The organism is Streptomyces sp. NBC_00038 (assembly GCF_026343635.1).
Lineage (GTDB): Bacteria > Actinomycetota > Actinomycetes > Streptomycetales > Streptomycetaceae > Streptomyces.
Genome location: NZ_JAPELQ010000001.1, coordinates 7212020 through 7228505, shown reverse-complemented (window position 1 = coordinate 7228505; position 16486 = coordinate 7212020). Strand labels below are relative to the sequence as shown.

Below are 16486 nucleotides of genomic sequence, written 5' to 3'. Positions count from 1 at the left end.
AGTGCCTTTCGTCTAGTGGGCTGTCGTGGATCCGCGGATCACACGCCATAGACGAACGGCATGACCAGACCGATGAGCGCGAGCGCCTCACAGAAGGCGAAGCCGAGGATCTGGTTGGCGCGGATCAGGCCGGCAGCCTCGGGCTGACGGGCGAGGGCCTGGGTGCCGTTACCGAAGATGATGCCGACGCCGACGCCAGGACCGATGGCGGCGAGGCCGTAGCCGATGGAGCCGAGGGAGCCGGAGACGGCGGCGAGGGTCTCAGTGGCAGCCATGCTGATTCTTCCTTCTCTGTACGGACCGGCGGAGGTTGGCCACCGGACGCTTAGGGGGTTTTACAGGGGGTTGCTCAGTGGTGCTCGGCGAGCGCGCCCTGGATGAAGGTGCAGGTCAGAAGCACGAAGACGTAAGCCTGCAGGGCCTGGATGAACAGCTCGAACGCCGTCATGACGATCACCATGATGAACGAGACGCCGGCGTAGGCGATCCCGATGCCGTTGAGCAGGTACCAGCTGGCGATCGTGAACAGCAGCAGCAGGGTGTGGCCCGCGAACATGTTCGCGAAGAGTCGCACCGCGTGCGTGAACGGCCGGACGATCAGGTTCGAGAGCAGCTCGATACCCATGGCCAGCGGGAGAACCGGGCCCAGCGACTTGTCGTAGCCGGAGAAGTTCTTGAACGCGCCGACGAATCCGTGCCTCTTGAAGGTCAGTGAGACCCACAGGATGTACACGATCCCGGCGAGGACCGCGGGGTACGAGATGATCGCGGTGACGGGGAACTGGGCGATCGGAATGATCGACCAGAGGTTCATCATCCAGATGAAGAAGAACAGCGAGACGACCAGCGGTACGTACTTCTCGCCTTCCTTCTTGCCGATCGTCTCGTAGACGACACCGCGGCGGACGAAGTCATATCCGGCCTCGGCAACCATCTGCAGCTTGCCCGGGACGACCTTCGGCTTACGGAAGGCGGCCCAGAAGAAACCGATGATGATGACGGAGCCGAGCAGCGCCAGGAGCATCGTCTTGTTGAAATAGACGCTGCTGTCCGCGTCGCCCACGAGGGGCTCGAACAGGAACGAGTGCAGGCCAGGAGCGGGGAAGCCACAGCCGTCGAAGATGTGGCAGTCGGTCTCAAAGGCGAGCACCTGCGTCGGGTCAGCACTCACCGCGGGCTCCTTCAGCGTGGCGCATAGGTACGGCAACCTCGTTGTGTCGGCGCGGCGCGCAGCCGCGGTTCGGCACTGGACTGGTGTTACGGATGTGGGGGCGGCTGTGGGGCATCAAGCCTCGCGTTTGAGCAGGCGTCAGCTCAGATGCCCGCGCCCGCGATGCCGCAGTTGGCACCGGACGATAGCAGGGGTTCCTACGCTCGCTTATCCCGGCCCTACCCCTCACGACGAGTGCCCCGTCTTTTCGGGCTTGTCGCCCTTCGAAGACTCGGGTTCGACGTAGAGGATCTTGGCCTTCATCTGGGCACGCGCCTGTGCGCCGATCCACGCGAGGGTGGCGGCGACGAGCGAGATCGCGAAGGCCTTGGGGTTGAACAACGTCGTGTTCTTGAACGCGGCGACAAAGATGAACAGCAGAAGAATCTGTGCCGTGTAGAGCATCAGACCCATCGCCTGGAACAAGTGCGGAAGCGATTTGGCAGTGCGCTGCAGAACGTAGAGCCCGATGCCCATGAAGAGGATCACGACCAGCGTCGCGACGATCGCCCCGATCGCTCCCTTGCCACCGGCGACCACACCACTGACGACGGCGGCAATCGCGCCGACGGCAGCTGTGGGCACAGCGGCCTGAAGGAGAATCCGGACGTCATTGGACGGCATGGCGGCAACTCCGCTTGCTAAGGGGGGCAGGGTGTCGTCATGGACGAGCGTAATCCCGGGCTGAGAGAGAACCTCACGCCAAGGGACCGTCTCTCTAGGGTCCTTCGGCTCCGTCCCGGGTTCTCGTGAACCGTATCACAAACTATTTGATGAGGTCTTTACCTGGTTGGTGTGCTCGCTGTCACACATGAGAGTGAAGGTGCGCGTCTGTGCATTCTGAGCGTCAAGTTGTCTGGTATTGGGACGGTTTGCCGACGCGCGAGGACTCATGCCTCTTGCAAGATTCTTACTTTGCCGTCAGCGCGACGACCCGGCTTTACCCCGATCCAGGAAGCGCGAACGGGCGCCAATTGCCGTCGCCCCGTTGACTCCTGAGACACCTGAGACTCCTGCCACAGCCGGGGTGCGGTGCTCCCGGGCACCGTCCTCCTCCGCGGGAGCCGCCGTTTCATGCACGACGGCCGACGCGGCTTCCGCTGCCGCTGCGTCAGACAGGGCGGCGGTGGCCTTCCTGCGGCGGTAGCGCGGCGGCACGAAGTTCTCGGCCCAGCGCGGGGCACGCGGGGTGAAGCGCGGCAGCAGGAGCAGGACGAGACCGACCGCGCTGAGCCCCATGATGCCGAGCACACTCCACATGGCACCCGAGTTGACCGAGTACGCGAGGGCGCCGAAGGAGATCAGCGCCGACCAGAAGTACATGATCATGACCGCGCGGCTGTGCGAGTGCCCGACCTCCAGGAGGCGGTGGTGCAGGTGCCCGCGGTCGGCGGCGAACGGGGACTGTCCGCGCCAGGTGCGCCGCACGATGGCGAGCACCAGGTCGGCGGCCGGGATCGCGATGATCGTCAGCGGCAGCAGCAGCGGGATGAACACGGGCACCGTCTGGTGCACGGTGTTCCGCTCGGAACCGGAGAACAGGTTCATCACGTCGGGGTCGATCTGCCCGGTGATGGAGATGGCGCCGCCGGCGAGCACGAGGCCGATGAGCATCGAGCCGGAGTCGCCCATGAAGATCCGCGCGGGGTGCATGTTGTGCGGCAGGAAGCCCAGGCACATGCCCATCAGGATCGCCGCGAAGAGCGTCGCCGGGGCCGCGGCCTCGATGCCGTAGCTGTACCAGATGCGGTACGCGTACAGGAAGAACGCGGCGGACGCGATGCACACCACACCGGCGGCGAGACCGTCGAGGCCGTCCACGAAGTTGACCGCGTTGATGGTGATGACGACGAGCGCGACGGTGAGCAGGGTGCCCTGCCACTGGGTGAGCGCGACGAGGCCGACACCCGGGATGGGCAGCCACAGGATCGTCAGACCCTGCATGACCATCACGCCGGCCGCGATCATCTGGCCGCCCAGCTTGATCAGGGCGTCGATCTCGAACTTGTCGTCCAGGACACCGATCAGCCAGATCAGGGCGGCCCCGGAGAGCAGGGCCCGCGGCTCGTTGGAGTTCGCGAAGACGTCGCTGAGGTTCTCCAGGTGGTCGGCGACCAGCAGGCCCGCGCACAGCCCGAAGAACATCGCGATGCCGCCGAGCCGCGGAGTGGGTTCCCGGTGCACGTCGCGCGCACGGATTTCCGGCATGGCTCCGGCCACGATCGCGAACTTCCGCACCGGCCCTGTCAGCAGATACGTCACCGCGGCCGTCACACAGAGCGTCAGCAGGTATTCACGCACGGGCTTCCCCACAGGTCTCGCTGGCCATCTGAGCCCCACACCTTAGCGATGCACGCATATGGTTGGGGACTTCCGGGTAGCGACGATGGTTGCACGAGTGGCTGTGCACGAAGTCCCGCCTACCCCTCATCAGCCGGGATACGGCGGAAATCCACTGGTCAGCTCCTTGACTTCTTCACGGGCCTTCCTGCCGTCCACCTCGTCCCGCAGCACACCCGCGAAGAGTACGGCGACCCGCGCCATCTCCGCCTCGCCCATACCCTGCGTGGTCAGCGCCGCCGTGCCCAGGCGCAGTCCCCGTGCGTCCCCGGCCGTGACATTAGCGGCTCCGCCGCGTGGCAGCGCACAGGTGTCGAGGACCATTCCGGCGGCGGCGAGACGTCCGCGGGCGGTGCGGCCGTCGACGCCGAGGGGTGCGGTGTCCGCGGTGAGCAGGTGGGTGTCGGTACCGCCGGTGGTGATCGCGAGCCCTTCCGCGTCCAGTACCTCGGCGAGCACCCGTGCGTTGGCGACCACCCGATGGGCGTACGCCGTGAAGGCCGGGGTCGCCGCCTCGCCGAACGCGACGGCCTTGGCGGCGATCGTGTGCATCTGAGCGCCGCCCTGGGTGAACGGGAACACCGCCCGGTCGACCCGCTCGGCCAGCTCGCCGCCGCACAGGATCATTCCGCCGCGCGGGCCGCGCAGCACCTTGTGCGTGGTGGCGCAGACCACATCGGCGTACGGCACCGGATTGGGCGCCGCTCCCCCGGCGACGAGCCCGATGGGGTGGGCGGCGTCGGCGATGAGGTAGGCGCCGACCTCGTCGGCGATGTCCCTGAACAACGCGTAGTCGATGTGCCGGGGATACGAGATGGAGCCGCAGACGATGGCCTTCGGGCGGTGCGTACGGGCCAGCGCGCGCACCTGCTCGTAGTCGATGAGCCCGGTCTCCGCCTCGACGCCGTACCCGACGAAGTCGAACCACTTCCCCGAGAAGTTCGCGGGCGATCCGTGCGTGAGGTGACCGCCGAAGGGCAGCCCCATCGCGAGCACGGTGTCACCGGGTCGCAGGAGTGCGGCGTACGCGGCGAGGACCGCCGAACTCCCCGAGTGGGACTGCACGTTGGCGTGCTCGGCGCCGAAGAGCGCCTTCGCCCGGTCCACCGCGACCCGCTCGGCGACGTCCACGATCTCGCAGCCGCCGTGATGGCGGGCACCGGGATATCCCTCGGCGTACTTGTTCGCCAGCGGCGACCCGAGCGCGGCCAGCACCGCCGGCGAGGTGAAGTTCTCGGCCGCGATCAACTGCAACGTCGTCGACTGTCGCTCCAGCTCCCCGATCAGGATCTCGGCGAGCTCCGGGTCCTGCCGACGCAGAACATCCGCTTCCAGCGTTTGTGTGACCGGCATGATGGACTCCGGACCTCGGCGTGGGGGTGCGTAAGTCCAATGTAGAACCGGGACCGGTGGGTCGCCCGGTGTTACGTCCGTGTAGGTACACCCGTCAGCGCCGTCACCACCGGATCCAGCGCCTCATTGATCTCGTCCCCGATCGACCGGAAGAACGGCAGCGGCGCCCCGTAGGGGTCGAACACCTCGTCCGCCTCCGCGGTGGGCGCCAGGAGCCACCCGCGTAGAGCCGCGGCAGCCCGCACCAGGGCGCGTGCGCGCTCGACCACTCCCTCCTCCAGGGGCGGGAGTGTGGTCGGGTCTATGGCCCGGACGAGGCGGGTGAACTCCTTCAGGGTGAAGGTGCGCAGGCCCGCCGAGTGGCCCATGGAGATGACCTGGGCGCGGTGGTCGCGGGTGGCGGTGAGGACCAGGTCGGCGCGGATGACGTGGTCGTCGAGGAGTTCGCGGCCCACGAAGCCGGAGGGGTCCGCGCCGTAGTCGGTGAGGACCGTGGCCGCGTTGGTCTCCATGGGCGCGCCCTCGTGCCCCCAGGTGCCCGCGCTCTCCACGATCAGGCCGCCCCACAGGGGGTCGCCGAGCCGGTCCGCGAGGGCATGCCGGGTCAGCCGCTCGGTGATCGGCGAGCGGCACACATTGCCGGTGCTGACGTGGAGGATGCGGAAGGACCCCCTGGGAGAACCGTTGGCCCCCGTGATCCCCGTGCCTATGCCACGCCCCGCGTCAGGGGCTGTCAATTCGCCACCTCGAGGTCGGGTACGACCTTCCGGAGCTCCTCGGCCGACAGTGCCCCCTCGCGCAGCAGCACGGGTACCTTGCCGGTCACGTCGACGATCGAGGAGGGGACGATGCCGGGGGTCGGGCCGCCGTCCAGGTAGACGGAGATGGAGTCGCCGAGCATCTCCTGCGCGGCGTCACAGTCCTCCGGCGAGGGGTGGCCCGTGAGGTTGGCGGAGGAGACGGCCATCGGGCCGACCTCGGTGAGCAGTTCGATGGCGACCGGGTGCAGCGGCATGCGCACGGCGACGGTGCCACGGGTGTCCCCCAGGTCCCACTGGAGGGACGGCTGGTGCTTGGCGACGAGGGTGAGCGCCCCCGGCCAGAACGCGTCGACCAGTTCCCAGGCCATCTCGGAGAAGTCCGTGACCAGGCCGTGCAGGGTGTTCGGGGAGCCGATGAGAACGGGGGTGGGCATGTTGCGGCCCCGGCCCTTGGCGTCCAGGAGATCGGCGACCGCCTCCGAGGAGAACGCGTCGGCGCCCACGCCGTACACCGTGTCCGTCGGGAGGACGACCAGCTCGCCACGGCGGACGGCGGACGCGGCTTCACGCAGACCGGTGGAGCGGTCGGTCGCGTCGTTGGTGTCGTATCGCCGTGCCATTTAGCGGGCCTCCTCGTACACGTACTGCTGCCTGGGGAACTCGATGCGCGCGCTCACGGCATCGCCTTGCGGGCGGTCGCGAACCGCGGCCGGTTGTTGAGGTCCGGGTGGTCGGCCGCGTCGGCCCAGCCCCGCTCCTCGGTGAAGATCCACGGCACCTGCCCGCCCTGGGTGTCGGCGTGCTCGACGACGACGACGCCACCGGGGCGCAGCAGACGGTGTGCGGTGCGCTCGATGCCTCGGATGAGGTCGAGTCCGTCCTCCCCGGAGAACAGGGCGAGTTCGGGATCGTAGTCCCGCGCCTCCGGCTGGACGTACTCCCACTCCGTCAGCGGGATGTACGGCGGGTTGGAGACGACCAGGTCGACATGGCCGTCGAGGTCCGGGAAGGCCTCCAGGGCGTCTCCCTGGCGCAGGTCGACCCTGGACCCCTCGACGTTCTTGCGCGTCCACTGGAGGGCGTCCTCGGACAGCTCCACGGCGTGCACACGGGAGCGCGGGACCTCCTGCGCGAGGGCGAGCGCGATGGCGCCGGAACCCGTGCAGAGGTCGACGATCAGGGGCTCCACGACGTCCATGGCGCGTACGGCGTCTATGGCCCAGCCGACGACGGACTCGGTCTCCGGGCGGGGCACGAACACGCCGGGCCCCACCTGGAGTTCGAGATACCGGAAGTACGCGCGCCCGGTGATGTGCTGGAGCGGCTCGCGGGCCTCGCGGCGCGCGGTCACCTCCCAGTAGCGGGCGTCGAAGTCGGTGTCCTTGACCGTGTGCAGCTCGCCCCGCTTCACGCCGTGCACGAAGGCGGCGAGCTCTTCCGCGTCATTGCGCGGCGAGGGCACGCCGGCGTCGGCCAGCCGCTGGGTGGCCTGGGCCACTTCCGCGAGCAGCAGGTTCACGCTGGTCCTCCGGGCTGGGCTGTTGTCGTGAAGGTCGGTGGGGCTCTACACAGCTGGTTCGACTTACGCGGCGGCGAGCTTCGCGGCCGAGTCCGCGTCGACGCAGGCCTGGATCATCGCGTCCAGGTCCCCGTCGAGGACCTGGTCCAAGTTGTACGCCTTGAAGCCGACCCGGTGGTCCGAGATGCGATTCTCCGGGAAGTTGTACGTACGGATCTTCTCGGAGCGGTCGACGGTGCGGACCTGGCTGCGGCGGACGTCCGCGGCCTCCCGTTCCGCTTCCTCCTGCGCCGCCGCGAGGAGCCTGGAGCGCAGGATACGCATCGCCTGCTCCTTGTTCTGCAGCTGGCTCTTCTCGTTCTGGCAGGAAGCGACGACTCCGGTGGGAATGTGCGTGATGCGCACCGCGGAGTCGGTGGTGTTGACGGACTGGCCGCCGGGTCCCGAGGAGCGGTAGACGTCGATGCGCAGGTCGTTGGCGTGGATCTCGACGTCGACCTCCTCGGCCTCGGGCGTGACCAGCACACCGGCGGCGGAGGTGTGAATGCGGCCCTGCGACTCGGTCGACGGCACACGCTGTACGCGGTGCACCCCGCCCTCGTACTTCAGTCGCGCCCAGACGCCCTGGCCGGGCTCGGTCGCCCCGTTGCCGCCCTTGGTCTTCACGGCGACCTGGACGTCCTTGTAGCCGCCCAGCTCGGACTCGGTGGCGTCGATGATCTCGGTCTTCCAGCCGACGCGCTCGGCGTAGCGCAGGTACATGCGCAGCAGGTCACCGGCGAAGAGTGCCGACTCGTCGCCGCCCGCGCCCGCCTTGATCTCGAGGATGACGTCCTTGTCGTCGCTGGGGTCGCGCGGGACCAGCAGCAGACGCAGCTTCTCCGTCAGCTCCTCGCGCTGCTTCTCCAGCTCCTTGACCTCGGCCGCGAAGTCGGGGTCGTCGACCGCGAACTCCTTCGCGGTCCCGATGTCGTCCCCGGTCTGCTTCCAGGAGCGGTACGTCGCGACGATCGGGGTCAGCTCCGCGTAGCGCTTGTTGAGCTTGCGCGCGTTGGCCTGGTCGGCGTGCACCGACGGGTCAGCGAGCTTCGTCTCCAGATCGGCGTGCTCGCCGATGAGTTCCTCGACCGCCTCGAACATCTCCGGCTCCAATGGGCTGTCCCCTCAGCTCCATCATGGGCTCGGGGACGTAGGTAAGACGAATGGGGGCTGCACCGCAAAGCGCCGGTCCCGGCGCCCCCGTGCAGGGGGCGCCGAAGACCGGCGCTGTGAGGTCGCTACTTCTTGGCAGCGGCAGCCTTGCCGAAGCGGGCCTCGAAGCGGGCCACGCGGCCACCGGTGTCGAGGATCTTCTGCTTGCCCGTGTAGAACGGGTGGCACTCGGAGCAGACCTCGGCGCGGACGGTGCCGCTGGAGATCGTGCTGCGGGTGGTGAACGACGCGCCACAGGTGCAGCTGACCTGCGTCTCGACGTACTCGGGGTGGATGTCGCGCTTCAAGGTGTCTCCTAGTTTCGGGAGGGCGCCGGGTCGCCGCCGCGGATTGCGGGTGCGTGAACCGGAGCCGACGTACCAGTCTGCCAGGACTGGCCGCATCCCCCAAAACCGGGGGGCGCGGCGATCTATTCCCGCAGGGTCCTCAGGCCGCTCAGCCGGCGCTGACGACGTCCTTCGCGGTGCCCGTGGCCGTGCCCTCGGTGGCCGACTTCGGGATCACCTGGTCGTTCTTCAGGGCGTCCCAGACCAGCTTGTCCTTGGCCTCGTCGACGAGCACCCGGTTGGCGTTCGCGCTGTCGTACTGGACCGGCATCGTCACCATGGTCATCTTCGAGGAGCTGATGCCCTTGAGGCCGCCGGCGAAGGACACCAGGTCGTTGACGGACTTCAGGTCGGAGTCGGTGGTGATGGCGTTGGTGGCGGTGTCGGCGAGTTCGAGCAGCTTGGTCGGGCTGGTCAGCAGGCCGATGCTCTTGACCTGGTTCATCAGGGCCTTGATGAACGCCTGCTGGAGCTGGATGCGGCCGAGGTCGGAGCCGTCGCCGACGCCGTGCCGGGTGCGGACCAGGCCGAGCGCCTGCTCGCCGTCGAGGGTGTGGGTGCCGGCCGTGAGGTTCAGGTGGCTGTCGGGGTCGTTGATGTCCTGGGTGGTGGTGATCTTCACACCGCCCAGGTCGTCGATGAGCTTCTCGAAGCCGCTGAAGTCGACCTCGATGTAGTGGTCCATGCGGATCCCGCTCATGGACTCGACGGTCTTCACGGCGCAGGCGGCGCCACCGGTGGAGTACGCGGAGTTGAACATGACCTCGGAGGCCGCGTCGTGCGTGACACCGTTGGCGTCCGTGCAGGAGGGGCGCTCGACGAGGGTGTCGCGGGGTATGGAGACCACGCTGGCCGACTTGTGGCCCTCGTACACGTGCACGACCATCGCCGTGTCCGAGCGGGCGCTGCCGTCGTCGGTGCCGCCGCCCAGCTCCTCGTTGGAGCCGGAGCGGGTGTCGGAGCCCAGGACCAGGATGTTCTCGGAGCCGTTGTCGACCTTCGTCGGCCGGTCGGTGCCGAGGGCCTGGTTGATGTCGACGTTCTTGATGTTGCCGTTGAGCTTGAAGTACAGGTATCCGGCGCCGGTGCCGCCCAGCACGACGATCCCCGCCGCCACCCAGGCCGTGATCAACAGGCCCTTGCGGCGCTTGCTGCGGGTCTTGCGGCGGCGCCCCTTCGCACGGTGGCGCGGGCCGCTGGTGCCGGGCTCCCCGGGTATGCCGGGTTCCGGCGTGCTCTCGGCAGGCATGTGCTCCTCAGTCCTTGTTCGGGTCGGTTACCCCCTGCTTTCAGGCTCAGGCCCGGTCGTAGTGCCACGTACTGCTCCATGGTCACTCCGTACGGTCAGACGGGGAAACTCGGGAAAGGGTTGCACAACGCACTGTGCTCGGCCTGTGGGTCTACGGGCACAGCGAGTCACCGGGAATGCCGGGGAAGCCCCCGCTCACCTGCGATTTCGGCCCACTCCGCCGCACTGCCCGGAATCGGCACCGGTCTTGATCATTGTGGGAAAGGTCTCTCCCGGCCGTCTTGCCGTGCCATGCAACGTGCCACGCAAAGGGCCGCCCCCGTCACCTGGGTGACGGGGGCGGCCCTTTGGCTCCGCGGGGTCCGGATCAGTCGTTGCCGTTGCCCGGCGTCGTCTTCGCGATCTGCATCAGGAACTCGGCGTTGGACTTCGTCTGCTTCATCTTGTCCAGCAGGAGCTCGATGGCCTGCTGCGAGTCGAGCGCGTGCAGCACCCGGCGCAGCTTCCAGACGATGGCGAGCTCCTCCGCGTTGAGGAGGATCTCTTCCTTACGCGTACCCGACGGGTCGACGTCGACCGCCGGGAAGATGCGCTTGTCGGCGAGCTTCCGGTCGAGCTTGAGCTCCATGTTGCCGGTGCCCTTGAACTCCTCGAAGATCACCTCGTCCATGCGCGAGCCGGTGTCGACGAGCGCGGTGGCCAGGATGGTCAGCGAACCGCCGTCCTCGATGTTGCGCGCGGCACCGAAGAAGCGCTTCGGCGGGTACAGCGCGGTCGAGTCGACACCACCGGACAGGATGCGGCCGGAGGCGGGGGCGGCGAGGTTGTACGCACGGCCCAGACGCGTGATCGAGTCGAGCAGTACGACGACGTCGTGACCCAGCTCCACCAGACGCTTGGCGCGCTCGATGGCGAGCTCGGCGACCGTGGTGTGGTCCTCGGCCGGACGGTCGAAGGTCGAGGAGATGACCTCGCCCTTCACCGACCGCTGCATGTCGGTGACCTCTTCCGGACGCTCGTCGACCAGGACGACCATCAGGTGGCACTCGGGGTTGTTGACGGTGATCGCGTTGGCGACCGCCTGCAGGATCATGGTCTTGCCGGTCTTCGGCGGGGCCACGATCAGACCGCGCTGGCCCTTACCGATCGGCGCGACGAGGTCGATGATGCGGGTCGTCAGCACACCCGGGTCGGTCTCCAGACGGAGCCGGTCCTGCGGGTAAAGGGGCGTCAGCTTGTTGAACTCCGGGCGGCCGCGGCCGGATTCGGCGGCCATGCCGTTCGCGGAGTCGAGACGGACCAGCGCGTTGAACTTCTCGCGGCGCTCGCCGTCCTTGGGCTGACGGACCGCGCCCGTGACGTGGTCACCCTTGCGCAGACCGTTCTTGCGGACCTGGGCGAGGGAGACGTACACGTCGTTCGGACCCGGAAGGTAGCCGGACGTACGGATGAACGCGTAGTTGTCGAGGATGTCCAGGATGCCCGCGACGGGGATCAGGACGTCGTCGTCGGCGACCTGCGGCTCGTTCGGGCCGAAGTCCTCGCGGCCACGACGGCCACGGCGGTCCCGGTAACGACCGCGACGGCCGCGACGGCCATCGCCGAACTCGTCGTCGTCCTGCGGGCCGTTGTCGCGCTGCTGACGGTCCTGGCGGTCCTGACGGCCACCGCCCTGACCCTGCTGCTGACGGTCCTGGCGCTGCTGACCGCCGCCCTGACCCTGGCCGCCCTGGCCCTGGCCCTGCTGCTCGTCGGCCTTGCCACCGCGGCGGTCGCGGTCACGGCCACCACGGTCGCGGTCACGGCGGTCACGGCGGCCCTGACGGCCGTCGGCGTCACCGGTGTCGGCCTTGGCCTCGACCAGGGTCTCCGTCTTCGGCTCGCTCTTCGCCTCGGCGGTGACCGTCTCGGGGCTGCCGGCCTCGGCGACGGCACGGCGACGGCGGCGCTCGCCCGCGGGGGCGTCGTCGCTGGCGGGCTGGCCGGGAATCTCGATCTGCTGCTTGGCCACGGCCTTCTCGGCGGCGGCGGGCTTCTCAGCCTTGGCCTCGGCCGCGGCGGTCTCATCGCCCGTACGAGCCTTCGAGGTGGCGCGGCGCTTCGGCTTGGTCTCGGTGGCGGTGTCGGCCTTCGCCGGGGCACCCCCGCCGGCCTGCGCCTCCTTGATGACCTCGATCAGCTGGCTCTTGCGCATCCGCGCAGTGCCCTTGATACCGAGGCCGGACGCGACCTGCTGAAGCTCGGCAAGCACCATGCCGTCAAGGCCGGTACCGCGGCGCCGCCGGGAGCCTGCACCGGAGGCAGGCGCGGCAGAGGCGTCCGTGGCGGGCGCGGCAGCGGTCTCCTCGACACGTGCGCCCATCAGATCGGTGGTGTCGCTCACGAAGGGTCCTTCCCTGGAGCGGACGTCGGCCTGTCTGGCACGGCGACCGGTTTTGCTGTCCGGATTTGGTCCTTTTTGTATGGACCGTGCCGGGGCGGTGGTCCGCCAACGCGGCGGAAGAAATAACTGGTGATGACGATTCCGGAGCCGTGGCACTGAATTGCGGTGTCATCGGCACGGTCACGCCGGTTCCGGAGCGTGCTCAACACTGCTCAGCACATAGCACCCAATGCATGGCACAAAGCAGTTTGGGAGGCTCCCGGAAGAATGGGTGTCCCGGACGGGGACGCGAAGCACCTCGCCATGGTGAGGTCGGGTGCAGACTTGAGATTAACACTACCGGATCCAACAAACATTCCCCCTCTCGAAATCCGGCAACCGCACGCTTCTAATTGACGCCGGAGGGTGCGAGCGGCAACACGCTCGCCCCCGTGGCATCGAGGTCCAGTCGATTGGCCGCCCACCCCTGACCTGCAAGATCGGCGATTTTGTCGGCCGAAGCCCCGTCCGCGAGGGCCAGCACCGTGGGCCCCGCGCCGGAGATCACCGCGGGGATGCCGTCGCCCCGCAGCCGCTCCACCAGCGCGATGCTCTCGGGCATGGCCGGGGCGCGGTAATCCTGGTGCAGCCGGTCCTCGGTTGCCGGCAGCAGCAGCTCGGGGCGCCGGGTGAGGGCCTCGACGAGCAGTGCGGCGCGGCCCGCGTTGGCGGCGGCGTCGACATGAGGCACGGTACGCGGGAGCAGTCCGCGCGCGGTCTCGGTAAGAACCGGCTTTCCCGGTACGAAAACCACCGGAACGATGGAATCGGCGGCATCCATCCTGATCGCCCGCGCAGCGCCGGTCTCCATCCAGGAGAGCGTGAATCCGCCGAGCAGACAGGCCGCGACATTGTCGGGGTGCCCCTCGATCTCGGTGGCGAGCTCCAGAAGGGCGGTGTCGTCGAGCTTGGCGTCCCCGCCTATGGTCACCGCCCGCGCGGCGACGATGCCGGCGCAGATGGCGGCCGACGAGGAACCGAGACCCCGCCCGTGCGGAATGCGGTTGGCGCAGACGATCTCGAGGCCGCGCGGCTGTCCGCCCAGCAGATCGAAGGCGGTGCGCAGGGAACGTACGAGGAGATGACTCTCGTCGCGCGGCAGCGTCTCGCTGCCCTCACCCGCGATGTCGATGTGCAGCCCGGCGTCGGCCACCCGGACGACCACGTCGTCGTACAGCCCCAGTGACAGGCCGAAGGCGTCGAAGCCCGGCCCGAGATTGGCGCTGGTGGCGGGGACGCGCACCCGGACGGCGGCGGCGCGGAAGGCTGGACCGGCCATCGCTCGATGACTCTCCTTGAGCTGCGTGATGTACGAGATTCTCGAAACCTGCGATACGACGTGCGATACGAACGTGGGACGAGTTGCGTTGCGACCTGGGACGACTGGCGATACGAACCTGACGGGTACGTCACTACCCGAAGGCCGCAACGAGGGCGGCACCGCGGCATATGCGGCGGGCGGGTTCAGTACAGCCTATCGAAGACAGGTTCTGTGGCGACATAGGGCGCACAGGAGGCGCACGATGCGTGTCGCGAGCCCCCCGTGCACCCCCCGTCGGGTCTGCCTACCTTGCTTGTGCCCCTGCCGGTCGCACCTCAGTCGGATGTTCTCCGACTACAGGGACTACGCCAGGCCGAGGCGCTCCGCGGCGGCGACGGCGTCCACGGGGACGGTCACCGGCTGCGGGGCACCCGCGACGGCCCAGTCGGGATCCTTGAGCCCGTTTCCAGTGACCGTGCAGACGATCTTCTGGCCCGGGTCGACCTTGCCCTGCTCGGCCGCCTTCAGCAGACCGGCGACGGACGCGGCGGACGCGGGCTCGACGAAAACGCCCTCCTGCGCGGCCAACAGCCGGTAGGCGCGCAGGATCTCACGGTCCGTCACCTCGTCGATGAAACCGCCCGACTCGTCCCGGGCGGCCAGCGCGAACTGCCAGGACGCCGGGTTGCCGATACGGATCGCGGTGGCGATGGTCGACGGGTCCTTGACGATCTCGCCGCGCACGATCGGGGCGGAACCGGAGGCCTGGAAACCCCACATGCGCGGGGTCCGCTCGGCGATGCCGTCGGCGGCGTACTCCTTGTACCCCTTCCAGTACGCGGTGATGTTGCCCGCGTTGCCCACCGGCAGGACGTGGATGTCGGGTGCGTCGCCGAGCATGTCCACGATCTCGAACGCGGCGGTCTTCTGGCCCTCGATACGCACCGGGTTGACCGAATTGACCAGCGCCACCGGGTAGTTGTCGGACAGCGCGCGCGCCAGCGTCAGACAGTCGTCGAAGTTTCCGTCGACCTGGAGGATCTTCGCGCCGTGCACGAGGGCCTGGCCCATCTTGCCGATCGCGATCTTGCCCTGCGGCACGAGAACGGCACAGACCATCCCGGCGCGTACGGCATAGGCCGCGGCGCTCGCGGACGTGTTGCCGGTGGAGGCGCAGATGACGGCCTTCGCGCCCTCCTCCTTGGCCCTCGTGATGGCCATGGTCATACCGCGGTCCTTGAAGGATCCGGTCGGGTTGGCACCCTCCACCTTGAGGTGGACCTCGCACCCGGTGCGCTCGGAGAGCACCTGCGCGGGCACGAGCGGCGTACCGCCCTCACGGAGCGTAATGACCGGCGTGCTGTCGGATACCGGCAGCCGATCCCGGTACTCCTCGATGATTCCGCGCCACTGGTGGGTCATTGCTGGTTACTCTCCTTCAACCCGCATGATGCTTGCGACACCCCGCACGGTGTCGAGGCTGCGCAGCGCCTCGACGGTCCCGTTGAGGGACGCGTCGGACGCACGATGGGTGACGACGACGAGGGAGGCATCGCCGCCTCCGTCTTGTCGGCCTTGCTGACGCACGGTATCGATGGACACCCCGTGCTCGGCGAAAACGGTGGCCACCTGGGCGAGAACACCCGGTTTGTCGGCCACGTCGAGGCTGATGTGGTAGCGCGTGACGACCTCGCCCATGGGCGAGACGGGCAGCTGCGCGTACGCGGAGTCGCCGGGCCCGGTCGAGCCGCTGAGCTTGTTGCGGCAGACGGCCACGAGGTCGCCGAGCACGGCGGACGCGGTGGGCGCGCCACCGGCGCCCGGCCCGTAGAACATGAGCTGCCCGGCGGCGTCCGACTCCACGAAGACGGCGTTGTACGCGCCGCGCACGGAGGCGAGCGGATGGCTCAGCGGAATCATCGCGGGATGCACGCGCGCGGTGACGGACCCACCGTCCGCGGCCCGCTCGCAAATGGCGAGCAGCTTGATGGTGCAGCCCATCGCCTTCGCCGAGGCGAAGTCGGAGGCGGTGACCTCGGTCATGCCCTCGCGGTACACGTCGTCGAGGCGCACGCGCGTGTGGAAGGAGATTCCGGCGAGGATCGCGGCCTTGGCGGCTGCGTCGAAGCCCTCGACGTCGGCGGTGGGGTCGGCCTCGGCGTACCCAAGTGCGGTGGCCTCATCCAAGGCCTCCTGGTACCCAGCTCCCGTCGAATCCATCTTGTCCAGGATGAAGTTGGTGGTGCCGTTGACGATGCCCATCACGCGGTTGATCTTGTCGCCGGCGAGGGACTCGCGCAGCGGCCGGATGAGCGGGATGGCACCGGCGACGGCGGCCTCGTAGTAGAGGTCCCGCTTGTGCTCCTGTGCGGCGGCGTGCAGCGCGGCGCCGTCCTGCGCGAGGAGCGCCTTGTTGGCGGAGACGACGGAGGCGCCGTGCTCGAAGGCCGTGGTGATGAGCGTACGAGCGGGCTCGATACCGCCGATGACTTCGACGACGACGTCGATGTCCCCGCGTTTGACGAGCGCGGTGGCGTCGGTGGTGACGAGGTCCGGGTCGATGCCCTCGCGAACCTTGGCGGGGCGGCGGACGGCGACGCCGGCCAGCTCGATCGGGGCCCCGATCCTGGCGGCGAGGTCGTCGGCGTGCGTCGTCATGATGCGCGCCACCTCTGAGCCGACAACCCCACAGCCCAGCAGCGCCACCTTCAGCGGACGCGTACGCATCATCCGACCTCGTTTCCTCTTACCGTCACGGTTGGACCAGTCTCACTCACCGGACGGGAGTTTCTGCCCTTCGTCCGGATCGTGAGACGGCTATTTCATTTTTAGC

At 68.4% G+C, this 16486-nt stretch carries 15 protein-coding genes; all 15 read right to left on the bottom strand.

Annotated features, from left to right (window positions below; genetic code table 11):
* Positions 1–38: 38 nt before the first annotated feature.
* The 15 genes from OG219_RS32875 to OG219_RS32805 all read right to left on the bottom strand — a co-directional run bounded on the left by OG219_RS32875 (position 39) and on the right by OG219_RS32805 (position 16380).
* A complete protein-coding gene (locus tag OG219_RS32875; RefSeq protein ID WP_067273352.1) occupies positions 39–275 on the bottom strand; it encodes a F0F1 ATP synthase subunit C in 237 nt (78 codons plus the stop codon).
* Between the two features lie 74 nt (positions 276–349).
* Complete coding sequence (gene atpB / locus OG219_RS32870; protein ID WP_266832650.1) at positions 350–1171, bottom strand: F0F1 ATP synthase subunit A; 822 nt, start codon at positions 1169–1171, stop codon at positions 350–352.
* Positions 1172–1396: 225 nt separating this feature from the next.
* Entirely contained in the window at positions 1397–1834 is a 438-nt protein-coding gene (locus tag OG219_RS32865) for a hypothetical protein (protein WP_266454222.1), read from the bottom strand.
* A 297-nt stretch (positions 1835–2131) separates the two neighbouring features.
* Positions 2132–3511, bottom strand: a complete 1380-nt coding sequence (locus OG219_RS32860; protein ID WP_266832648.1) for an MraY family glycosyltransferase — start codon at positions 3509–3511, stop codon at positions 2132–2134.
* A 129-nt stretch (positions 3512–3640) separates the two neighbouring features.
* On the bottom strand, positions 3641–4903 hold the full coding sequence (glyA, locus tag OG219_RS32855; protein ID WP_266832646.1) for a serine hydroxymethyltransferase: 1263 nt from the start codon (positions 4901–4903) through the stop codon (positions 3641–3643).
* Positions 4904–4974: 71 nt separating this feature from the next.
* Complete coding sequence (locus tag OG219_RS32850; protein WP_266832644.1) at positions 4975–5640, bottom strand: protein-tyrosine-phosphatase; 666 nt, start codon at positions 5638–5640, stop codon at positions 4975–4977.
* A complete protein-coding gene (locus OG219_RS32845; protein ID WP_266832642.1) occupies positions 5637–6284 on the bottom strand; it encodes an L-threonylcarbamoyladenylate synthase in 648 nt (215 codons plus the stop codon). Before OG219_RS32845 ends, OG219_RS32850 begins: the two co-directional genes overlap by 4 nt.
* Before the next feature lie 53 nt (positions 6285–6337).
* Positions 6338–7183: a peptide chain release factor N(5)-glutamine methyltransferase gene (prmC, locus tag OG219_RS32840; RefSeq protein WP_266454238.1), complete on the bottom strand. Its 846-nt coding sequence runs from the start codon at positions 7181–7183 to the stop codon at positions 6338–6340.
* Positions 7184–7246: 63 nt separating this feature from the next.
* Positions 7247–8323, bottom strand: a complete 1077-nt coding sequence (prfA, locus tag OG219_RS32835; protein ID WP_266832639.1) for a peptide chain release factor 1 — start codon at positions 8321–8323, stop codon at positions 7247–7249.
* A 137-nt stretch (positions 8324–8460) separates the two neighbouring features.
* Positions 8461–8682, bottom strand: a complete 222-nt coding sequence (rpmE, locus tag OG219_RS32830) for a 50S ribosomal protein L31 (protein WP_010984345.1) — start codon at positions 8680–8682, stop codon at positions 8461–8463.
* A gap of 148 nt (positions 8683–8830) precedes the next feature.
* On the bottom strand, positions 8831–9970 hold the full coding sequence (locus tag OG219_RS32825; protein ID WP_266832637.1) for an LCP family protein: 1140 nt from the start codon (positions 9968–9970) through the stop codon (positions 8831–8833).
* A gap of 367 nt (positions 9971–10337) precedes the next feature.
* A complete protein-coding gene (gene rho, locus OG219_RS32820) occupies positions 10338–12353 on the bottom strand; it encodes a transcription termination factor Rho (protein WP_266832635.1) in 2016 nt (671 codons plus the stop codon).
* 388 nt (positions 12354–12741) lie between these two features.
* Positions 12742–13671, bottom strand: a complete 930-nt coding sequence (gene thrB / locus OG219_RS32815) for a homoserine kinase (protein ID WP_266832633.1) — start codon at positions 13669–13671, stop codon at positions 12742–12744.
* 345 nt (positions 13672–14016) lie between these two features.
* Positions 14017–15075, bottom strand: coding sequence for a threonine synthase (gene thrC, locus OG219_RS32810; RefSeq protein ID WP_266832631.1), 1059 nt, complete (start codon positions 15073–15075; stop codon positions 14017–14019).
* A gap of 6 nt (positions 15076–15081) precedes the next feature.
* Entirely contained in the window at positions 15082–16380 is a 1299-nt protein-coding gene (locus tag OG219_RS32805; RefSeq protein WP_266836314.1) for a homoserine dehydrogenase, read from the bottom strand.
* Positions 16381–16486 lie beyond the last annotated feature (106 nt).